The sequence below is a fragment of the Aeromonas sp. 603757 genome, from assembly GCF_049171255.1.
In the GTDB taxonomy this organism is placed as follows: domain Bacteria; phylum Pseudomonadota; class Gammaproteobacteria; order Enterobacterales; family Aeromonadaceae; genus Aeromonas; species Aeromonas veronii_A.
On the sequence record NZ_JAAKOE010000010.1, the window covers coordinates 41,462 to 59,161 of the forward strand.

15 protein-coding genes and 4 tRNA genes are annotated in these 17,700 nt (G+C 59.2%); 8 read left to right on the plus strand and 11 right to left on the minus strand.

From position 1 onward, the window contains the following. Positions 1 to 247: 247 nt before the first annotated feature. Positions 248 to 2,881 (minus strand): phosphoenolpyruvate carboxylase, encoded by a 2,634-nt coding sequence (ppc, locus tag G5332_RS11290; protein ID WP_115522987.1) that lies wholly within the window; start codon positions 2,879 to 2,881, stop codon positions 248 to 250. A gap of 231 nt (positions 2,882 to 3,112) precedes the next feature. Next, positions 3,113 to 4,258 carry an acetylornithine deacetylase gene (gene argE, locus G5332_RS11295; protein WP_421172487.1) on the minus strand — a complete coding sequence of 382 codons (1,146 nt, stop codon included), beginning with the start codon at positions 4,256 to 4,258 and terminating at the stop codon, positions 3,113 to 3,115. A 271-nt stretch (positions 4,259 to 4,529) separates the two neighbouring features. Between argE and argC the strand changes: the two genes are divergently transcribed. The 5 genes from argC (at position 4,530) to argH (ending at position 10,166) form a co-directional block, all read left to right on the plus strand. Further along, a complete protein-coding gene (gene argC / locus G5332_RS11300; RefSeq protein ID WP_421172488.1) occupies positions 4,530 to 5,537 on the plus strand; it encodes an N-acetyl-gamma-glutamyl-phosphate reductase in 1,008 nt (335 codons plus the stop codon). 22 nt (positions 5,538 to 5,559) lie between these two features. Next, positions 5,560 to 6,339: an acetylglutamate kinase gene (gene argB, locus G5332_RS11305; protein ID WP_421172489.1), complete on the plus strand. Its 780-nt coding sequence runs from the start codon at positions 5,560 to 5,562 to the stop codon at positions 6,337 to 6,339. A gap of 25 nt (positions 6,340 to 6,364) precedes the next feature. Next, positions 6,365 to 7,276 carry an ornithine carbamoyltransferase gene (locus G5332_RS11310; protein ID WP_257700200.1) on the plus strand — a complete coding sequence of 304 codons (912 nt, stop codon included), beginning with the start codon at positions 6,365 to 6,367 and terminating at the stop codon, positions 7,274 to 7,276. 56 nt (positions 7,277 to 7,332) lie between these two features. Beyond that, entirely contained in the window at positions 7,333 to 8,568 is a 1,236-nt protein-coding gene (locus G5332_RS11315; protein ID WP_421172490.1) for an argininosuccinate synthase, read from the plus strand. Positions 8,569 to 8,780: 212 nt separating this feature from the next. Then, positions 8,781 to 10,166 (plus strand): argininosuccinate lyase, encoded by a 1,386-nt coding sequence (gene argH, locus G5332_RS11320; protein WP_421172491.1) that lies wholly within the window; start codon positions 8,781 to 8,783, stop codon positions 10,164 to 10,166. A gap of 102 nt (positions 10,167 to 10,268) precedes the next feature. Here argH and G5332_RS11325 read toward each other — a convergent pair whose 3' ends face one another. From G5332_RS11325 to plsY, 8 genes are all read right to left on the minus strand, one after another. After that, positions 10,269 to 11,243 carry a hypothetical protein gene (locus tag G5332_RS11325; RefSeq protein WP_421311258.1) on the minus strand — a complete coding sequence of 325 codons (975 nt, stop codon included), beginning with the start codon at positions 11,241 to 11,243 and terminating at the stop codon, positions 10,269 to 10,271. 151 nt (positions 11,244 to 11,394) lie between these two features. Next, positions 11,395 to 11,850 (minus strand): hypothetical protein, encoded by a 456-nt coding sequence (locus tag G5332_RS11330; protein ID WP_421172526.1) that lies wholly within the window; start codon positions 11,848 to 11,850, stop codon positions 11,395 to 11,397. A gap of 453 nt (positions 11,851 to 12,303) precedes the next feature. Then, on the minus strand, positions 12,304 to 13,476 hold the full coding sequence (locus G5332_RS11335; RefSeq protein WP_005355060.1) for a CD0519/CD1768 family membrane protein: 1,173 nt from the start codon (positions 13,474 to 13,476) through the stop codon (positions 12,304 to 12,306). Positions 13,477 to 13,581: 105 nt separating this feature from the next. Further along, a tRNA-Asn gene (locus G5332_RS11340) sits at positions 13,582 to 13,657 on the minus strand. A gap of 8 nt (positions 13,658 to 13,665) precedes the next feature. Then, positions 13,666 to 13,741 (minus strand) — tRNA-Phe (locus G5332_RS11345). Between the two features lie 3 nt (positions 13,742 to 13,744). After that, a tRNA-Thr gene (locus G5332_RS11350) sits at positions 13,745 to 13,820 on the minus strand. 52 nt (positions 13,821 to 13,872) lie between these two features. Then, positions 13,873 to 13,948 (minus strand) — tRNA-Phe (locus G5332_RS11355). A 47-nt stretch (positions 13,949 to 13,995) separates the two neighbouring features. Then, the gene (plsY, locus tag G5332_RS11360) at positions 13,996 to 14,658 is read right to left on the minus strand and encodes a glycerol-3-phosphate 1-O-acyltransferase PlsY (protein WP_421172493.1); all 663 of its coding nucleotides are present in this window, start codon (positions 14,656 to 14,658) and stop codon (positions 13,996 to 13,998) included. A gap of 157 nt (positions 14,659 to 14,815) precedes the next feature. Here plsY and folB point away from each other — a divergent pair, with 157 nt between their 5' ends. From folB to G5332_RS11375, 3 genes are all read left to right on the plus strand, one after another. Further along, the gene (folB, locus tag G5332_RS11365) at positions 14,816 to 15,187 is read left to right on the plus strand and encodes a dihydroneopterin aldolase (protein WP_042053564.1); all 372 of its coding nucleotides are present in this window, start codon (positions 14,816 to 14,818) and stop codon (positions 15,185 to 15,187) included. Then, positions 15,187 to 15,696, plus strand: coding sequence for a 2-amino-4-hydroxy-6-hydroxymethyldihydropteridine diphosphokinase (folK, locus tag G5332_RS11370; protein WP_107684303.1), 510 nt, complete (start codon positions 15,187 to 15,189; stop codon positions 15,694 to 15,696). Before folB ends, folK begins: the two co-directional genes overlap by 1 nt. A gap of 126 nt (positions 15,697 to 15,822) precedes the next feature. Next, on the plus strand, positions 15,823 to 16,311 hold the full coding sequence (locus G5332_RS11375) for a YbaK/EbsC family protein (RefSeq protein WP_005336108.1): 489 nt from the start codon (positions 15,823 to 15,825) through the stop codon (positions 16,309 to 16,311). On the opposite strand, the gene mdtD is transcribed toward G5332_RS11375, so the two are convergent. After that, positions 16,283 to 17,698, minus strand: a complete 1,416-nt coding sequence (mdtD, locus tag G5332_RS11380; RefSeq protein ID WP_421172494.1) for a multidrug transporter subunit MdtD — start codon at positions 17,696 to 17,698, stop codon at positions 16,283 to 16,285. The two genes, G5332_RS11375 and mdtD, sit on opposite strands and share 29 nt — an antisense overlap. Between the last annotated feature and the right edge of the window lie 2 nt (positions 17,699 to 17,700).

Genomic DNA, 17,700 nt, shown 5'->3' on the forward strand with positions numbered 1-17,700 from the left:
TACGTAGGGTGCAATTAACAAGGTGAATTGTGCCACTTGCCCTATGAAACACAGGACGAGACTAGGCAAAGAGCATTTTCGAGCGGTGCAATGCGCTGTGCTTATTGCACCCTACAAAATACCGCCCAAAACATGGGTGAGGCTCCCATCGAGCCGAATTCTGCCGGGCAACAAAAAAACAAAGGGCGCCTTATTGGCGCCCTTTGGCTTGATAGATATAACTAAAGCCTCTTGCTTGGGCTGGCTATCAACCCGTATTGCGCATACCTGCGGCAATGCCGGCGATGGTGACCATCAGCGCCTTGTCCAGCTCGGGGTGCAGGGTCTCCGGGTGGTTGCGGGAGCGGTTGAGCAGCTCGGCCTGCAGCACGTTGAGCGGGTCTGTGTAGGGGTTGCGCAGCTTGATGGACTCCTTGATCCACGGCTGATCCTCCAGCAGATCCCCGCGCGGGCTCAGTTTCAGCACCACCTCGATGGATTCGGCGAGCTCCTGACGCAGCTGTTTGCCAAGGCCCCACAGCTCCTGCGGCACCAGACGGGTGTCGTAGTACTCGGCGAGCCAGACGTCCGCTTTGAGGAACACCATCTCCAGCATCTCGAGGCGAGTGCGGAAGAAGGGCCACTGGGCGCTCATCTCTTCCAGCACCGCCAGCTTGCCGCCGTCGATCGCCTGCTGCAGCGCCTTGTGGGCACCGAGCCAGGCCGGCAGCATCAGCCGGTTCTGGGTCCAGGCGAAGATCCACGGAATGGCGCGCAGGCTCTCGACGCCGCCGTTGGGCTTGCGCTTGGAAGGACGGGAGCCGAGCGGCAGCTTGCCGAGCTCCATCTCCGGGGTAGCGGCACGGAAGTAAGGGACGAAGTCCGGATGACCGCGCACAATGCTTCGGTAGTGATCGCAGGAGTCGGCGGCCAGCTGTTCCATCACCTCGCGCCAGCACTCTTTCGGCTTGGGCGGTGGCAGCAGGTTCCCTTCCAGCACGGCGCTGGTGTAGAGCTCCAGACTCTTGATCGCCACTTTCGGCAGACCGAACTTGAAGCGGATCATCTCCCCCTGTTCGGTGGTACGCAGACCGCCGCGCAGGGATCCCGGCGGCTGGGAGAGGATGGCCTGATGGGCAGGCGCACCGCCACGGCCAACGGTACCGCCACGGCCATGGAACAGGGTGAGGCGGATGTTGTTGGCTTCGGCCAGCCCCACCAGGGATTCCATGGCGGCGTACTGGGCCCAGCCAGCGGCCATCATGCCCGCATCCTTGGCAGAGTCGGAGTAACCGATCATCACGTACTGACGGCCCTGAATGTAGCCGCGATACCAGTCCACCGAGAGCAGGCGCTCCATCACGGCGGTGCCTGCCATCAGGTCATCCTGGGTTTCAAACAGCGGGGCGACCGGCATGCGGAACTTGCAGCCCGCCTCTTTGAGCAGCAGTTGCACCGACAGCACATCGGACGGCGCACCGGCCATGGAGATGATGTAGATGCCAAACGCATCGGGGTCGTGCTCGGCGATGACCTGACAGGTATCCAGCGTCTCGCGCACCTCGGCGCTCGGCTCCCAGTCGTGGGGGATCAGCGGGCGGCGGGAGTTCAGTTCGTTGAGCAGGAAGGCCTGCTTGTCATCCTCGCTCCACTCGGCGTAGTCACCCAGACCCAGATAACGGGTCAGCTCGGAGAAGACCAGACCGTGACGTTCGCCATCCTGACGGATATCCAGCTTGACCAGATGGATGCCGAAACAGGCGACCTTGCGCAGCACGTCCAGCAGCATGCCATCGGCGATGTTGCCCATGCCGCAGGCGTGCAATGAGTGGTAGCAGAGCTCCAGCGGCTCGCGCAGCTGGGCGGTAGTCTTGACCAGATCCTGGCTCTCGCTAGCCTGGCCTTGCACCTTGGCGGTGAGGTGCTCCTTGGTTTCGCGCAGCGCTTCACGCAGCTCGCGCACCAGCGCGCGGTAGGGCTCGGGGTGATCGCCAACGCGAGCACGCACGGCGTCGGTACAGTCGGACATGGAGAGCTCGGAGGTGAGCTCCTTGATGTCTTTGTAGAACAGGCTCACCGCCATCCAGCGGCCCAGCTCCAGCACTTCGGCAGTCACCTTGGCGGTAACGAAGGGGTTGCCGTCGCGGTCACCGCCCATCCAGGAGGTGAACTTGACCGGCGCGGCATCCAGCGGCAGCCGCACACCCAGATGGTGTTGCAGACGCTCGTCCAGATTGCGCATGAATTCGGGAATGGCGGGCCACAGGCTGTTCTCCACCACCGCAAAACCCCACTTGGCCTCGTCGACCGGCGTCGGGCGCTGTTCGCGGATCTCGTTGGTGTGCCACGCCTGATTGATGAGCTGTTCGATGCGATTGAGGATCTTGTCCCGCTCGCGGGGCAGCAGGTCGGAAAGCTCCAGCGCCTCGAGGCAGTCGTTGAGCTGTACGTGCTTGTGGATCAGGGTGCGACGGGTCACCTCGGTGGGGTGAGCGGTCAGCACCAGATCGATATCCAGCTCGCGCACGGCCTGAATGATGGCCTCTTGCGACAGGTTGGAGGCTTTCAGCTTGTCGAACATCTGCTCCAGCGGATCCGGGGTGCAGACCTGCTCTTCGCAGCGACGGGAGATGGTGTGGAACTGTTCCGCCACGTTGGCCAGATTGAGGAACTGGCTGAAGGCGCGGGCCACCGGCAGCAGTTCATCATCGCTCAGGGTGCGCAGGGTATCGAGCAGACGTTCCCGGTCTGATTCATTGCCCTTGCGGGAGGACTTGGCCAATTGGCGAATGGTTTCGATCTTGTCGAGAAAGGCCTGACCCTGATGATCCTTGATGGATTTACCCAGCAGCTGACCCAGCATACCTACGTTGGCGCGTAGTGCGGCGTACTTTTCGTTCATTCCACATCCTTATCTTGTTGGTGCCTGACACCCATCCGGGGTGCTAGACGACCTCACTTATTGTTGTGCGATTACAACATATGCTCCGTCATCTTAGGGTGACAATCTACCCAGATTGTCTGCGCAAGGTCAAATAACAGGCCGATTCAGAACATGTATTTCCATCACCACTCCACAACCGGCTTGTTATGTAACTTACTTACAGTTTTTACGCCCCTTTCACCGCTGCCGCTACAGGCAAAAACGTCTGATCAGGTGCTGCAACACTGAGGTGGTTGGCTTGACGAAAGACAGGTCCAGATACTCATCCGGCTGGTGCGCCTGGGTGATATGACCGGGGCCCATCACTATGGTCTGGCAGCCAAGCTGCTGGATAAACGGCGCCTCGGTGCAGTAGTTGACCGACTCGGCGGCGCGACCGCTCGCCTTCTCAGCTTCGCGCACCAGCACAGAGTCGTCGGCGCAGGCGTAGGCGGGAATGGGCTCATGCAGATGCTGCAGATGCAGGCAGCCCGGCTGGTGGATCTCGATGGGAGAGAGCGCCTCTTTGAGCATCCCCATCAGCTCATCCGGCCCCACCTGCGGAGTGGGTCGCAGGTCGATATGTAGCTCGCAGCAGCCGCAGATGCGGTTCGGGCTGTCGCCGCCCTGGATGTAACCCAGGTTAAGGGTCGGCTGCGGCACGGCAAAGCGGTGGTCGGCGTAGCGATCTTTCAGATCCTGCTGCAAGCGCAGCACCTGCCCCATCGCCTTGTGCATGATCTCCATGGCGTTGACGCCGTTGGCGGGATCCGAGCTGTGACCGCTCTTGCCGGTAATGCGGATCGCCTCCGACATATGCCCCTTGTGGGCCACCACGGGCACCAGTCCGGTCGGCTCGCCAATCACGGCGTAGTCGGGTTTGAGCTCCGCCGCCGCGGCGATGGCGCGGGCCCCCGCCATGGTGGTCTCTTCGTCGGCAGTGGCGAGAATGCGCAGCGGCTTGGTCAGCTTGGTGAGGTCGATCTCTTTGAGCGCCTCGACGATAAAGGCGAAGAAGCCTTTCATGTCGATGGTGCCGAGGCCATAGAGGCGATCGCCCTCTTCCGTCACCTTGAAGGGATCCTTGCTCCAGCCCCCCTCATCGAACGGTACCGTATCGGTGTGACCCGCCAGCAGCAGACCGCCCTCCCCCTGACCGATCGTCGCCACCAGATTGAACTTGCCCGGCAGATCGGGGAGCGCCGTCACCTCGCACTGAAAACCGAGCTGACCGAACCAGTCGGCCAGCAGCCGGATCACCGCCTCATTGCTCTGATCCCACTTGGGATCCGTGCTGCTGATAGAGGGAATCGCAATAATATTCTTATAAAGTGAAAAAAAATCCAGATTGGCCATCAGCTCCTCCTTGCGTCCCCGGAATGTTTCTGTTAGAAAATACAAATGCAAAGTGAGTGCATGAATATTCTTTAATTTTACCTGAATATCTGGCTCATCAACAAAGGCTTCTAGTTGTAAGGGAAAGTTAATGTTCTGTCACCTGATCTATAACCGACGACACACACCCGCCTGAATTGCCCCTCCGCACTTGTGCAAAGGGGCGCTCGAACACCCTTGTGCACTGCAGCGTCATGCTGTGAATCTCGAACTCTGACTTGGAATATTCAACATGCTTAACACCGTTATCGTCGGTGCCAGTGGCTACGCGGGAGCCGAACTGGCCGCACTGGTACAGAACCATCCACAACTCAAACTGTTCGGCCTCTATGTCTCCGCCGGCAGTCAGGATGCCCACAAACGCTTCTCTGCCCTGCATCCCCAGTGGGTCGGCGCCCTCGATCAGCCGCTGCTGCCGCTGGACGACGACGGCATGACCCGGATCCTGACCCAGGCCGATCTGGTGCTGCTGGCCACCGCCCACGAGGTGAGTGCCGAGCTTGCGCCCAAGTTTCTCGCCAAGGGGCTGCCGGTGTTCGATCTCTCCGGCGCCTTCCGGGTCAAGGATCAGGGCTTTTACGACAGCTTCTACGGCTTCACCCACGACAGCGAACAGTGGCTGGGTCAGGCCGTCTATGGTCTGGCGGAGTGGAATGCCGATGCCATCGCTACCGCCCAGCTGATTGCGGTGCCGGGTTGTTATCCGACCGCCTCCCTCTGTGCTCTCAAGCCGCTGCAGCAGGATGGCCTGATTGCCAAGGGGTGGCAGCCCATCATCAACGCCGTCTCAGGGGTTTCCGGTGCCGGTCGCAAGGCGGCCATCAACACCAGCTTCTGCGAAGTGAGCCTCAATCCCTACGGCACCTTCAATCACAGACACCAGCCGGAGATCAGCCACCACCTCGGCAAGGAGGTGCTGTTCCAGCCCCACCTTGGCAACTATGTGCGCGGCATCCTGGCCACCATCTATGTGCAGCTGGCGGACGGCGTCACCCCCACCCAGGTGGATCAGGCCTTCCTCAAGGCTTACGAAGGCAAGCCGCTGGTGCGCCTCACCGGCCAGATGCCCTCTATTCGCGGTGTGGCAAACACCCCTTACTGCGACATCGCCTGGCAACAGCAGGGCAACATGCTGGTGGTGGTCTCCGCCATCGACAACCTGCTCAAGGGCGCCGCCTCGCAAGCCATGCAGTGCATAAATATCAAATTTGGTTTTGAACCGGCCACCGGCCTGATTTAAGGACTTAGGAAGGATCTCGAACATGGACAAACAGACGTTGGTAATCAAGCTGGGCGGCGCCCTTATCGAGAACGACGAGGCGCTGGCCGCCCTGTTCGCCACCCTCAAAACCTTTCTCGACGATCAGCACCGTCCGCTGGTGCTGGTGCACGGCGGTGGCTGTCTGGTGGATGACCTGCTCAAGGGGCTGGGTCTCACCTCCACCAAGAAGAACGGCCTGCGGGTGACCCCGTTCGAGCAGATCCCCTTTATTGCCGGGGCGCTGGCGGGCACTGCCAACAAGCAGATGATGGCCAAGGCGATCGCCACCGGCATTCCGGCGGTGGGGCTCTGTCTGGCGGATGGCGGCCTCTGTCAGGTGACCCAGCTCGACCCGGATCTCGGCGCGGTCGGCGAGTGCAAGCCGGGCAACCCGGCACTGGTGGCGGGCATCCTCGGTCAGGGCTTCCTGCCGGTGGTGAGCTCCATCGGCATCACCGCCGAGGGGCAGCTGATGAACGTCAACGCGGATCAGGCGGCCACCGCCATTGCCGAGGCGCTCGGTGCCGATCTGGTGATGCTCTCCGACGTGAGCGGCATCCTCGATGGCAAGGGCAAGCTGGTGCCCCAGCTCGACAAGCTGACCGCACTGGACCTGATGGAGAAAGGGGTGATCCGCGATGGTATGGCTGTCAAGGTAGAAGCGGCCCTGCACGCCGCCCAGACCCTTGGCAAGCCGGTCTGTGTCGCCAGCTGGCGTTACCCGGACCAGCTGCTCAAGCTGCTGGCTGGCGGCGCGGTCGGCACCCAAGTGGCCATTTGATCTCCACCGGAACAAGGAACATCCGATGCAACATCTTCTGAAAGACAGTGATCTGAACAAAGCCCAGATTGAAGCACTGATTGCGCTGGGCAAAGCAGTGAAAGCCGACCCGAAGAAGTACAGCCAGGCGCTGGCCGGCAAGAGCGTGGTCACCCTGTTCGAGAAACCCTCCCTGCGCACCCGGGTCACCTTCGACATCGGCATCGCCAAACTGGGCGGCCACAGCGTCTATCTGGATCAGCAGAACGGCGCGCTGGGCAAGCGGGAGTCTGTGAAGGATTTCGCCGCCAACCTGTCCCGCTGGTGTGATGCCATCGTCGCCCGGGTGTTCGATCACCAGACCCTGGTCGAGCTTGCTGAACACGGCTCTGTGCCGGTGGTGAACAGCCTGTGCAACCTCTACCACCCCTGTCAGGGGCTGGCCGACTTTATGACCATTGCCGAGCACTACGACGACCTGTCGAAGGTGAAGCTTGCCTACCTCGGTGATGGCAACAACGTCAGCCACTCTCTGCTGCTGCTGGGGGCGACTCTGGGCACCGACGTCACCCTGATATGCCCGAAAGGCCACGGCCCGGATACCCAGATCTTCCTGCAAGCGCAGGCGCTGGCGGCCAAGTCGGGGGCAACCATCCACATCAGCGATGACGTGGCAGATATCGAAGGGTTCGACGTGGCCTACACAGATACCTGGGTCTCCATGGGCGACAACACCCCGATGGAGCAGGTCAAAGACCTCTTTATGCCTTACCAGATCAACCAGGCCCTGCTCGACCGCACCGGCATCCAGCACGTGCTGCATTGCCAGCCGGCTCATCGGGAGCTGGAGATCACCTCGCAGGTGATGGATGGCCCCGCCTCCCTCATCATGGACGAGGCCGAAAACCGGATGCATATCCAGAACGCCGTGTTGCTGACCCTTCTCGGCGGCAAGTAACGCGGCAATCAACCTGAATCACGACCCTTTATCGAATCATCATGGAGAGAAGTAAAATGAGCGGAATCAACAAGATCGTACTGGCTTACTCGGGTGGACTGGATACCTCGGCCATCATTCCCTGGCTCAAAGAGCACTATGACGCCGAAATCATCGCCTTCGTGGCCGACGTCGGTCAGGAGCGCGACGATCTGGAAGGGATCGAGCAGAAGGCGATCGCCTCCGGCGCCACCAAGTGCATCGTCAAGGATCTGCGGGAAGAGTTCGTCAAAGAGTACGTCTATCCGACCCTGAAGACCGGCGCCGTCTATGAAGGCACCTATCTGCTGGGTACCTCCATGGCTCGTCCGGTGATCGCCAAGGCGATGGTCGAGGCCGCGCTGGCGGAAGGGGCCGATGCCATCTCCCACGGCTGCACCGGCAAGGGTAACGATCAGGTGCGTTTCGAAGGTGCGGTTGCCGCGCTGGCGCCCCAGCTGAAAGTGATCGCCCCGTGGCGGATCTGGGACATGCGCTCCCGGGAAGATCTGCTCTCCTATCTGGAGACCCGCAACATCCCCTGCAAGGCGACCCTGAAGAAGATCTACAGCCGCGATGCCAACGCCTGGCACATCTCCACCGAAGGTGGCGAGCTGGAGAGCACCTGGAACGAGCCGTCCGAAGCGGTCTGGCAGTGGACCGTACCGGCCGAGCAGGCTCCGGATCAGCCGGAGTACGTCAAGCTGACCGTGGCGCAGGGTGAAGTGGTGGCCGTTGACGACCAGCCGCTCAGCCCGCACCAGATCCTGATGACCCTGAACGAGCGTGCTGGCAAGCACGGCGTGGGCCGCATCGACATCACCGAAAACCGGATGGTGGGGATGAAGTCCCGTGGCTGCTACGAGACCCCGGGCGGTACCGTGATGGTCGCCGCGCTGCGCGCCGTGGAAGAGCTGGTCTTGGATCGCCCGACCCGCGCCTGGCGGGAGAAGCTGGGTGCCGAGTTCTCCCATCTGGTTTATGACGGCCGCTGGTTCACCCCGCTGTGCAAGGCGATCCTTTCCTCTGCCAACGCCATCGCCGAAGATCTCGACGGTGAAGTGGTGCTGAAGATGTACAAGGGTCAGGTCACTGCGGTGCAGAAGAAGTCGCCGAACAGCCTCTACTCCGAAGACTTCGCCACTTTCGGGGCCGATGAAGTGTATGACCAGAGCCATGCCGAAGGCTTTATTCGTCTCTACACCCTGGCCAGCCGGATCCGCGCCATGAAGGAGCAACATCAGGCTATCGGTGGCGACCACACCCACGGTTAAGCAAGCGCGATAACCCGTTGATTCCGTTGAGGGGGCATGGCCCCCTCTTCTACAGGCAGAGAGCACAGCCCCCTGATCCATCATCGACGGGTGTGACAAGAGCGGCAGCGCCCGGGCCACTTCTGTGAGATAACAGGCTCGCAGAAAAACAGGGCACGATTTCAAGCTCGACGGCACAAGGCGCCGCCGACAACGCATTCAAGGAGAGCAGTATGGCACTTTGGGGTGGACGCTTCAGTCAGGGAGCCGATAGCCGGTTCAAGCAGTTCAACGATTCGCTGCGGTTTGATTACCGGCTGGCGGAGCAGGATATTCAGGGATCCATGGCCTGGGCCCGCGCGCTGGTGAAAGTGGGCGTATTGACCGCCGATGAGCAGGGCAAACTACAACAGGCGATGGAGGTGCTGCTCGCCTCGGTGCAGCAGGATCCCCAGCAGATCCTGAGCTCGGACGCCGAAGATATCCACTCCTGGGTCGAGAGCCAACTGATTGCCGCCGTCGGCGATCTCGGCAAGAAACTGCACACCGGCCGCTCGCGCAACGATCAGGTCGCCACCGACCTGAAACTCTGGTGCAAGGCGCAGGGCGAGCTGCTGCTCGGCTCCATCACCGCCCTGCAACAGGGGCTGGTCGCCTCCGCCCGCGCCAATCAGGCCGCCGTGCTGCCCGGCTACACCCACCTGCAGCGGGCCCAGCCGGTCACTTACGCCCACTGGGCGCTGGCCTATGTGGAGATGCTGGAGCGGGATTATTCCCGGCTGCAGGATGCCCTCAAGCGCCTCGACACCAGCCCGCTCGGCTGCGGTGCGCTGGCGGGCACCGCCTATGCCATCGACCGCGAAGCCTTGGCGCTCGACATGGGCTTTGCCGGTGCCACCCGCAACAGTCTGGATTCGGTCTCCGATCGGGATCACGTGGTGGAACTGATGCACGTGGCGTCCCTCTCCATGACCCACCTGTCGCGCTTTGCCGAAGACCTTATCTTCTACAACACCGGCGAGGCGGGCTTTGTCGAGCTCTCCGACGCGGTTACCTCCGGCTCGTCGCTGATGCCGCAGAAGAAGAACCCGGATGCGTTGGAGCTTATTCGTGGCAAGACCGGCCGTGTAGTCGGCGCCCAGATGGGCATGCTGATGAGCCTCAAGGCGCTGCCGCTGGCCTACAACAAGGACATGCAGGAAGACAAGGAGGGGCTGTTCGATGCCCTCGATACCTGGCACGACTGCCTCGATATGGCGGCGCTGGTGCTGATCGATCTGAAGGTGAATGGTGAGCGCACCATGGCGGCGGCGCAGGGCGGCTATGCCAACGCTACCGAGCTGGCAGACTATCTGGTGGCCAAAGGGATTCCGTTCCGTGAAGCGCACCATATCGTCGGTGAAACCGTGGTCTTTGCCATCAGCGTGGGCCGCCCGCTGGAGGAGCTCTCCATCGGTGAATTCCAACGTTTCAGCCCGGTGATCGAGTTCGACGTCTACCCCAATCTGGAGCTGGAAGCGACCCTGGCCAAGCGGGTCGCCAAAGGCGGCGTCGCCCGCGAGCAAGTAGAAGCAGCCCTTACTGCCGCAGAGCAGTGGCTGGCCAAGCGGGTGGGTTAAGCCAACCGGCTTGTGATCCAAAGTTGAAAGCAAAACGGCAACCCGAGGTTGCCGCTTTGCTTACAAATTCATTTTATCTCAATTAAATTAACTGTTAGCCCACTAGCGATATAACACCGAACGAGCAAAAATATTTTCGCCATCAGATCCTAGCTGAACAATACAATTATTAGATGAGTGTACATAAACACTTTGAAATACAACATCAAACTTATCTTTTGAGAAGGTTAGGTTTTCACTAATATCAGCTAATGTACCAGCTAAATAGTCAGGCAACCTTATCAGTGCATCGAATCTATTTTTACCTACTTTGTCTGGCACTTCAAAAGTGACATTAGGGTTGTTTAATATTACATTGCCCAATTCATTCGTCTCGTTATTATCACAAGCCGACAGCATTAAAATAAAGTATATGTAGGATAAGTCATATACAACCGTATCATTATTTTCAATTAACTTATCTCTATCTGAGACCCATCTGATATGACCCGCACCAGTTGATTTTGTAACTAGATAGAACACTGTTGCAGCAAATGAAGATGCAAGATGAATTTGTCTGGCCAGACTAACATTCAGCTGTTTTCGGCCTAAGTCATTCAAAAATACATCCAATCTTTTCAATGTATCAGTGAAATAAGTAGGGTCTAATGTATCACTTTTAAGAGAGCTATCCTTAAGCGAATTTATTAAATTAGATACATCTGGGATAAATTCACGCATTTCAGCCACACCCAAATAATCACGTAACAAAGCCGACTTTCTATTTATCACAAATGATATGCTAAATGTTATAGGATATTCACATGTCAAATAGTCAATTAGTCCTTGAGGAACCCGTCTGACTTTTTTCAAATCTCGAGGCGCCACTTTAGATATATATTCCATTATGTTTTCAGTTTTATCATGATTAGCTATAATCACAAAAGAAAACACATCGTTATTTTTCTCGTTATCTCCCACACAATAATCTGAAACAACAGTCCATGGCATTCCATCCGGATATTTTTCAAACCATTCATGCATGTTATTTTTTATAGTTTCTGTCACCTTAATAAAAATAGGTAATAAATCCACCATCCTGCCTCCAAAATAAGCAACAAGATATCATTAAAAATAACCTGTATATTTATAATGCAATTGTGATTTTTTAAAATTAAAGTCGATACTAATCTATCGTATTTTGGATCAATCTAACAGGTGATAATACCTTATTTCCTTACCTTATATTTTACGCACTGGCATTGAGCAGCTTGCCAACCCCCTCCCCCTTGCCATTGGGCAGGGTCTGTTTAAAGGCGCCGAGCAGCTGATCGAGGTTGAGATCGCTGGCACCAAGGGTGCCCTTGAGGGTATCGAGTTCACTTTGCAACGCATCGAGGCGGGTACTCTGGATGCCGCTCGCCAGCTGGTTGCGGGCGCTATCGATGGCGGCTGGGAGGGATTGACCGCCATTCTCCTGCCCCAGAGTCTGCATCAGCTCCCCCATAAAGTGGTTGATGGCCGAGCGGTTCTGTTCGCTATCGGCATCCTTGATACCGAGTCGCTGGAACAAGCTCTGGACAGTCGGGGCAAGGCGATCCTCCTGTACGGCAGGCTGCACAGGCTCAGGTTTGCTACTGCTGACAAGCAGCTGACTGCCCAGCTTGAGGGCGATCGAGGCAAGGGGAAGCAGGCTGCTGATCATGATAACTCTCCGCGACAACGACCCTTGATGGTGTTGCCAAGAGATGTGCATAAGCGGGGCCAGCACGGCGATAAAACGTACCGCACCGGCTAATCCCTTGAATGGCTGATCTATTTGTTCAAGCAGCACGCAGGAGATAGCCGAGCGCAAAGGGGAGTCAGGCGGCCAGTAGCTGCCGCCACGGGCGGTAGTGGCAATATGGTGGCAAAGCGTTTTGCCGCCCACCCGAGCCGCGACACCTTCCTTTCACACCCTGATCGCCAACTCTTTGAGCCACTTGCGCTGCTGATGGCACCAACAGAGTAAAACCTGACAAAAGCACCGCAGCGATCAGGCACCGAATAACGACCTGCGGGCTTACTAATCGAGCGGTGATCCGCCCACAAGGCGTGACCAATAGAAATGAAAAGAGGCTCCGAAGAGCCTCTTTTTGTATCCGTGTCTGAACCCGACTCAGCCCAGCAGCAGATAGAGCTGGTGAGCGGCCACACCGGCGCACAGGCCGCCGATGGTGTGGGCAACGATGGCGCGGGAGGTGAGGTGGCGATAGCCGAGGGCATCGAGCATGGCGGTGTGGGTGCTCAGGAAGCCACTCCAGCACATCCCCATGGCGGTAAACACCGCGACCTCGTTACCGGTGATCCACCCCTTGGCAATAAAAGGCGGCACCAGTGACATGGCGGCACCAACCGCACCAAGCGAGGTGGCGGGGAAAGCGACCAGCTCCGGCTGCTGGAAGCCGAACAGCAGGTCAAACAGCCAGCTCACCTTGGCGGCCAGCACCGGCAGCAGGGCAACCCCCTGAAACGCTTCGCCGGTATAGCCCTTGTCGCCCGGGCCAAAGGTGAGCAGCATCACGAAGGTGCTGATGATCAGCACACCCGGGATCACCGCCATCCCCAGCTCCACACCGGATTTGCCGCCATCGAGCAGAGAGTTGAGGATCCGCAGCCAGCCGGGAGCCGCCTCTTTGGTCACCCCGACCTTGCGGCCGTCGGACGATACAGCGTCATCGTTCAGCACTTCCCCCACCAAGGGGCGGATCATCCGTTGCATCAATCGGGTAGAGACCACCGAGCCCACCAGAGCACCCAGCAGCCCGATCAGCGCCGCGCTGGCGGTGGATTCACCGCTCGGCAGTTGCAGGGTGGCCATAAAGGTCACCACGATCAGCCCCATGCCGAAGGCGGTGCCGAAGTTGGTCAGCGACACCAGCTGCCACGGAGTGAAGCCTTTGCGAAAGCGGCTGTCCTTGGCGAGGCTGATCACCGCCGGGTTGTCGGAGAAGAAGGTCATCAGCGCCGCCAGCGCGGTGCGACCGGGCAGACGAAACACCGGCTTCATCAGTGGGGCCAGCAGCACCTCCAGCAGGCGGATCACCCCGAACTCGCTCAAGAGCTGGCTCAGGGCACCGGAGAGCACAGTGATCCCCATGATAAAGAGCACGGTATTGAGCAGCAGCTGGTGGGCGGTATTGAACAGGGTGTTGACCATGGCAGAGAGGCCCATCTGGCTGCCGAGGTAACCGAACAGGCTGCCAAGAATAAGCAGCACCAGCACGGGTTCCATCCAGTTTCGAATGGCGGCAAGTCGCCCCTTTGACTCTATAACTACATGATTTTCCATATCTATCCTGCGGTTCATCTGTGCGTGTGTGGTTGTTTTTATGGTTAAAAAATGGCTGCGCCAAATAGAAAAAAGCCCTTGTCTTGCGACAAGGGCTTTTTGAATTGGCTCCTCCTACTGGACTTGAACCAGTGACATACGGATTAACAGTCCGCCGTTCTACCGACTGAACTAAGGAGGAATTGTAATTGGTGCCCAGAGACGGAATCGAACCGCCGACACGGGGATTTTCAATCCCCTGCTCTACCGACTGAGCTATCTGGGCAAATGGTGCCGGCTACCGGAATCGAACTGGTGACCTACTGATTACAAGTCAGTTGCTCTACCTACTGAGCTAAGCCGGCACACTTTAAACCATTGTGCATGAACAAATTTTTATTTCATGGCACCAAATTTTGGTGCCCAGAGACGGAATCGAACCGCCGACACGGGGATTTTCAATCCCCTGCTCTACCGACTGAGCTATCTGGGCGTGGGCGCTATTAAACGGATTTTAAGGCGGATGGTCAACGGGAAATTTCACTTTTTGTCTCGTTCGTCTCTTTTTTGCGCAGCATCGTCCATTTCTGCCACTTCCTCGGCACAGGCCGCACGTTTTCGCCCCCAGACTCTGGGTTCTTCCCCCTTGAGCAGGCGGGAGATGTTCTCGTGATGGCGGAGCAGGATAAGGCAGGAGAGCAGCGAGACTGGCAGGGTATATTCGGGTTTGAGCAGGTAGGTAAAGAGCGGCGTCAGCAGCACGGTAATGATGGAGGCCAGCGAGGAGTAGCCGCTCACCAGCAGCACCAGCAGCCAGGTGCCAATCACGGCGCCCCCCATGGTAAAGCCGATGGGCAGCATGGTACCGAGCGCCGTCGCCACCCCCTTGCCGCCACGAAAATGAAAGAAGAGGGGGTACATATGGCCGAGACAGGCGGCGACCCCGATAAAGCCGAGGTAGACGGGTTTGATCTGCAGATACCAGGCGAGATAGACGGGAACCGTCCCTTTGAGCACATCGAGCAGCAACACCACCAGTGCCGCCATCCGGCCGCCGAGGCGCAGCACATTGGTAGCCCCCGGATTGTGGGAGCCGTGGTCACGGGGATCCGGCAGACCCGTGATGCGGGAAACCAGCACTGCACTGGATAGAGAACCACCCAGGTAGGCCAGAATAATCATCAAAATCGTCAGGGCCGTCATCTTGGTCGTTTTTACCACGATATGAATGGGGTATGATGCGGGCCACATACGCTGGCATGGGCCCATGCCCACCCAGAGCGCCTCGGCAAGCCTGTTGCCCGGCCAGCATCCCTGCGCTGTCATCACAGCCCATCAAGAGTAAAGAAGAAGTACAGTCATGGACAAGGTGTTTATTCGCGGACTCGAAGTTTTGACCACCATAGGTGTATATGAGTGGGAGAAGGGCATTCGCCAAAAGCTCCGTTTTGACCTCGAGATGGGGTTCGACAACCGCCCCGCGGCAGCAACCGACGACATCAATCTGGCACTGGATTATGCCGACCTCTCCAACAAGATTTGCGAGCATGTCACCGGCAAAGTCGTTGAGCTGGTCGAGACCATGGCCGAGCAGGTTGCAATGCTGGTGCTCGCCGACGAGCGGGTACAGTGGGTCAAGGTGACCCTCACCAAGCCGGGCGCCGTGCCCAATGCCGCCGGGGTCGGCGTCGAGATCCTGCGCCATCGCACACCAACTGCGAGCAGCAACTGATGACCACCATCTATATCAGCCTCGGCTCCAACATCGAGCGAGAGCGCCATATTCGCGCCGGGCTCGATGCCCTGCACGCCGAGTTTGGCGAGCTGCGGGTCTCCCGGGTATTCGAGAGCGAGGCGGTCGGCTTCAACGGCCGCCCCTTCTACAACCTGGTGGCGGCTGCCGAGACCGATCTGCCGCTGACCACCGTCTGCCAGCGACTGCGGGCCATGGAGTTCGCCCACGGCCGCGAGCCGGATGCCAAGAAGTTCGCCCCGCGCACCCTGGATCTCGATCTGCTGCTCTATGGCGATCTGGTCTGCGACACCCCGCTGGTGCTGCCGCGCGGTGAAGTGCTCACCAACGCCTTCGTGCTCTGGCCACTGGCCGAGCTGGCCCCCAAACTGCGCCACCCCGTCGATGGCCGCACCATGGGCGAGCTGTGGCAAGCCTATGACAAGGCCTCCCAGCAGCTGTGCCCTATTCCCTTTCACTGGGAAGCGTGCGAATTGCAGCATCACTGATCCGCAAGGGCGCCTCACGGCGCCCTTGTTGTTTGCACAGACAGGGTTGCTTATCACGGATAAGAAAGTGTCATTGGGCCTGACCCTGCGAGGCTGGCAGGATAGCGCCCACTACAGGAGAACCCCATGCCACTCGATACCATTCACCATTTCAACTGCCAACTGCTGGCAGAACTGCCCCACCAGCGCTATGAGCATGAACCCATCCTCGACTACGCCACCGATGAAAAGGTCAAGGCCCGCCTCGGCTGGCAGGCGGAGTTCAGCAAGACCCTGTTTCTCAAGTTCAAGGATGGCCGCTTCGCCCTGCTGCTGACCCACAGGGACGGACGGCTCGACAACAAGGCGGTCAAGGCCGCACTCGGTGCCAAGCCCTCCATCTGCACCGCCGAAGAGATGCAGGCGGAGATTGGCTGCCTGCCGGGAGCGGTCTGCCCCTTCCTGCCCCGCGCCGATATTCCGCTACTGGTGGATCCGCAACTGCTCAACCACACCGCCTTCACCTGGACTCCGGGCCACCCGGAGCAGACCTTTCTGCTGGCGACCGAGCATCTGGCCGAAGTGTTGGCGCAGCTCCCCTGCGAGGTCAGCTATCTGCCCGCGCCGACGGCGTAGCCCCATCGCGCGCCAGCTGGGCGAAGATCAGCGCCGCCAGCATGGAGAGCAACCCGACACAGAGGTAGGTAAGGTGGAACCCGGCCAGCCACTGACCCTCGGCCACTAAGGTGCCCGCTGAGGTGCCCGCCGAGAAGAGCCCGAGCAGGCTGGCGGCAATCGCCACCCCCAAACTCATGGAGAGTTGCATCACTACCGAGAGCAGACCGTTGCCACTGCTGGCCAGGGTCGGGCTGAGATCTTGCAGCGTGAGAGTGTTCATGGCGGAGAACTGCAGCGAGTTGATGGCGCCGAAGATCGCCAGCCAGCCCAGCAAGACCCCGTAGGGGAGCTGGTTGTCGATAAAGTAGAAGCTGGCGATCATCGCCCCCAGCAACAGGGTGTTGCCGATCAGAATGCGGCGATAGCCCACCTTCGGAATAAGCTTGTTAACCAGCGTCTTGGTCAGCATGGCGCCAATCACGGTGGGGATCATGGTCATCCCCGCCTTGCTCGGGGAGAAACCGAGCCCCAGTTGCAGAAACAGCGGGGTGAGGAAGGGCATGGCGCCGCTGCCGAGGCGGGCAAACAGGTTGCCCCAGATGCCGATGGCAAAGGTGGTGGTCTTGAATAAGTTCAGGCTAAAGAGCGGCTGCTGTGCATTGGCGGCATAGAGCCAGTAGCTCGCCATCGCCGCCAAGCCGAAGATCAGTGCAAACAGCGCCCAACCGGTCGAGATGCTGTGCTCCCCCAGCCCCTGCAAGCCGACCGACACCAGCACCATGCCGACGCTGAACATCACAAATCCCTGCCAGTCGAACCGGGCGGTCTGCTGCCGCAGCTCCGGCATAAAGTGCCAGCTGGCGATAAAGCCGAGCAACCCCACCGGCAGGTTGATGAGAAACACCCAGTGCCAGCTCGCCACTTCCACCAGCCAGCCACCGAGCGCCGGCCCCATCAGCGGGCCGAGCAGCCCCGGGATGGTGACAAACGACATCACCCGCAGCAGCTCGTGCTTGTCATAAACCCGCAGCACCGCCAACCGTCCCACCGGCATCAGCAGCGCACCGCCAATCCCCTGAAGTACCCGGGCGACCACCAGCATGGAGAGCGAATTGGAGGCGGCGCAGGCGAGCGAGCCGAGGGTAAAGAGCGAGATGGCGGCCAGATAGATGCGGCGGGTACCGAATCTGTCTGCCAGCCAGCCGGAGGCCGGGATCAGCAGCGCCACCGTCAGCATGTAGGCAATGATCACCGACTGCATCTGCAGCGGGCTCTCTCCCAAGGTCTCGGCCATGCTGGGCAGGGCGGTGTTGAGAATGGTGCCATCCAGCGCCTGCATAAAGAAACCGACCGCCGCCAGCAGGGGCAGCCATTTGCGCTGGGCATCTGTCACTGTGTGGCTCATTG

Bases quoted from the DNA above. Each gene is read 5' to 3' on its own strand.
- folK (WP_107684303.1), top strand. From the start codon at position 15,187: ATGACCACCATCTATATCAGCCTCGGCTCCAACATCGAGCGAGAGCGC.
- argH (WP_421172491.1), top strand. From the start codon at position 8,781: ATGGCACTTTGGGGTGGACGCTTCAGTCAGGGAGCCGATAGCCGGTTC.
- argE (WP_421172487.1), bottom strand. From the start codon at position 4,258: ATGGCCAATCTGGATTTTTTTTCACTTTATAAGAATATTATTGCGATT.
- ppc (WP_115522987.1), bottom strand. From the start codon at position 2,881: ATGAACGAAAAGTACGCCGCACTACGCGCCAACGTAGGTATGCTGGGT.
- G5332_RS11335 (WP_005355060.1), bottom strand. From the start codon at position 13,476: ATGGAAAATCATGTAGTTATAGAGTCAAAGGGGCGACTTGCCGCCATT.
- plsY (WP_421172493.1), bottom strand. From the start codon at position 14,658: ATGACGGCCCTGACGATTTTGATGATTATTCTGGCCTACCTGGGTGGT.
- G5332_RS11325 (WP_421311258.1), bottom strand. From the start codon at position 11,243: ATGGTGGATTTATTACCTATTTTTATTAAGGTGACAGAAACTATAAAA.
- G5332_RS11310 (WP_257700200.1), top strand. From the start codon at position 6,365: ATGCAACATCTTCTGAAAGACAGTGATCTGAACAAAGCCCAGATTGAA.
- G5332_RS11330 (WP_421172526.1), bottom strand. From the start codon at position 11,850: ATGATCAGCAGCCTGCTTCCCCTTGCCTCGATCGCCCTCAAGCTGGGC.
- argC (WP_421172488.1), top strand. From the start codon at position 4,530: ATGCTTAACACCGTTATCGTCGGTGCCAGTGGCTACGCGGGAGCCGAA.
- argB (WP_421172489.1), top strand. From the start codon at position 5,560: ATGGACAAACAGACGTTGGTAATCAAGCTGGGCGGCGCCCTTATCGAG.
- folB (WP_042053564.1), top strand. From the start codon at position 14,816: ATGGACAAGGTGTTTATTCGCGGACTCGAAGTTTTGACCACCATAGGT.
- G5332_RS11315 (WP_421172490.1), top strand. From the start codon at position 7,333: ATGAGCGGAATCAACAAGATCGTACTGGCTTACTCGGGTGGACTGGAT.
- G5332_RS11375 (WP_005336108.1), top strand. From the start codon at position 15,823: ATGCCACTCGATACCATTCACCATTTCAACTGCCAACTGCTGGCAGAA.
- mdtD (WP_421172494.1), bottom strand. From the start codon at position 17,698: ATGAGCCACACAGTGACAGATGCCCAGCGCAAATGGCTGCCCCTGCTG.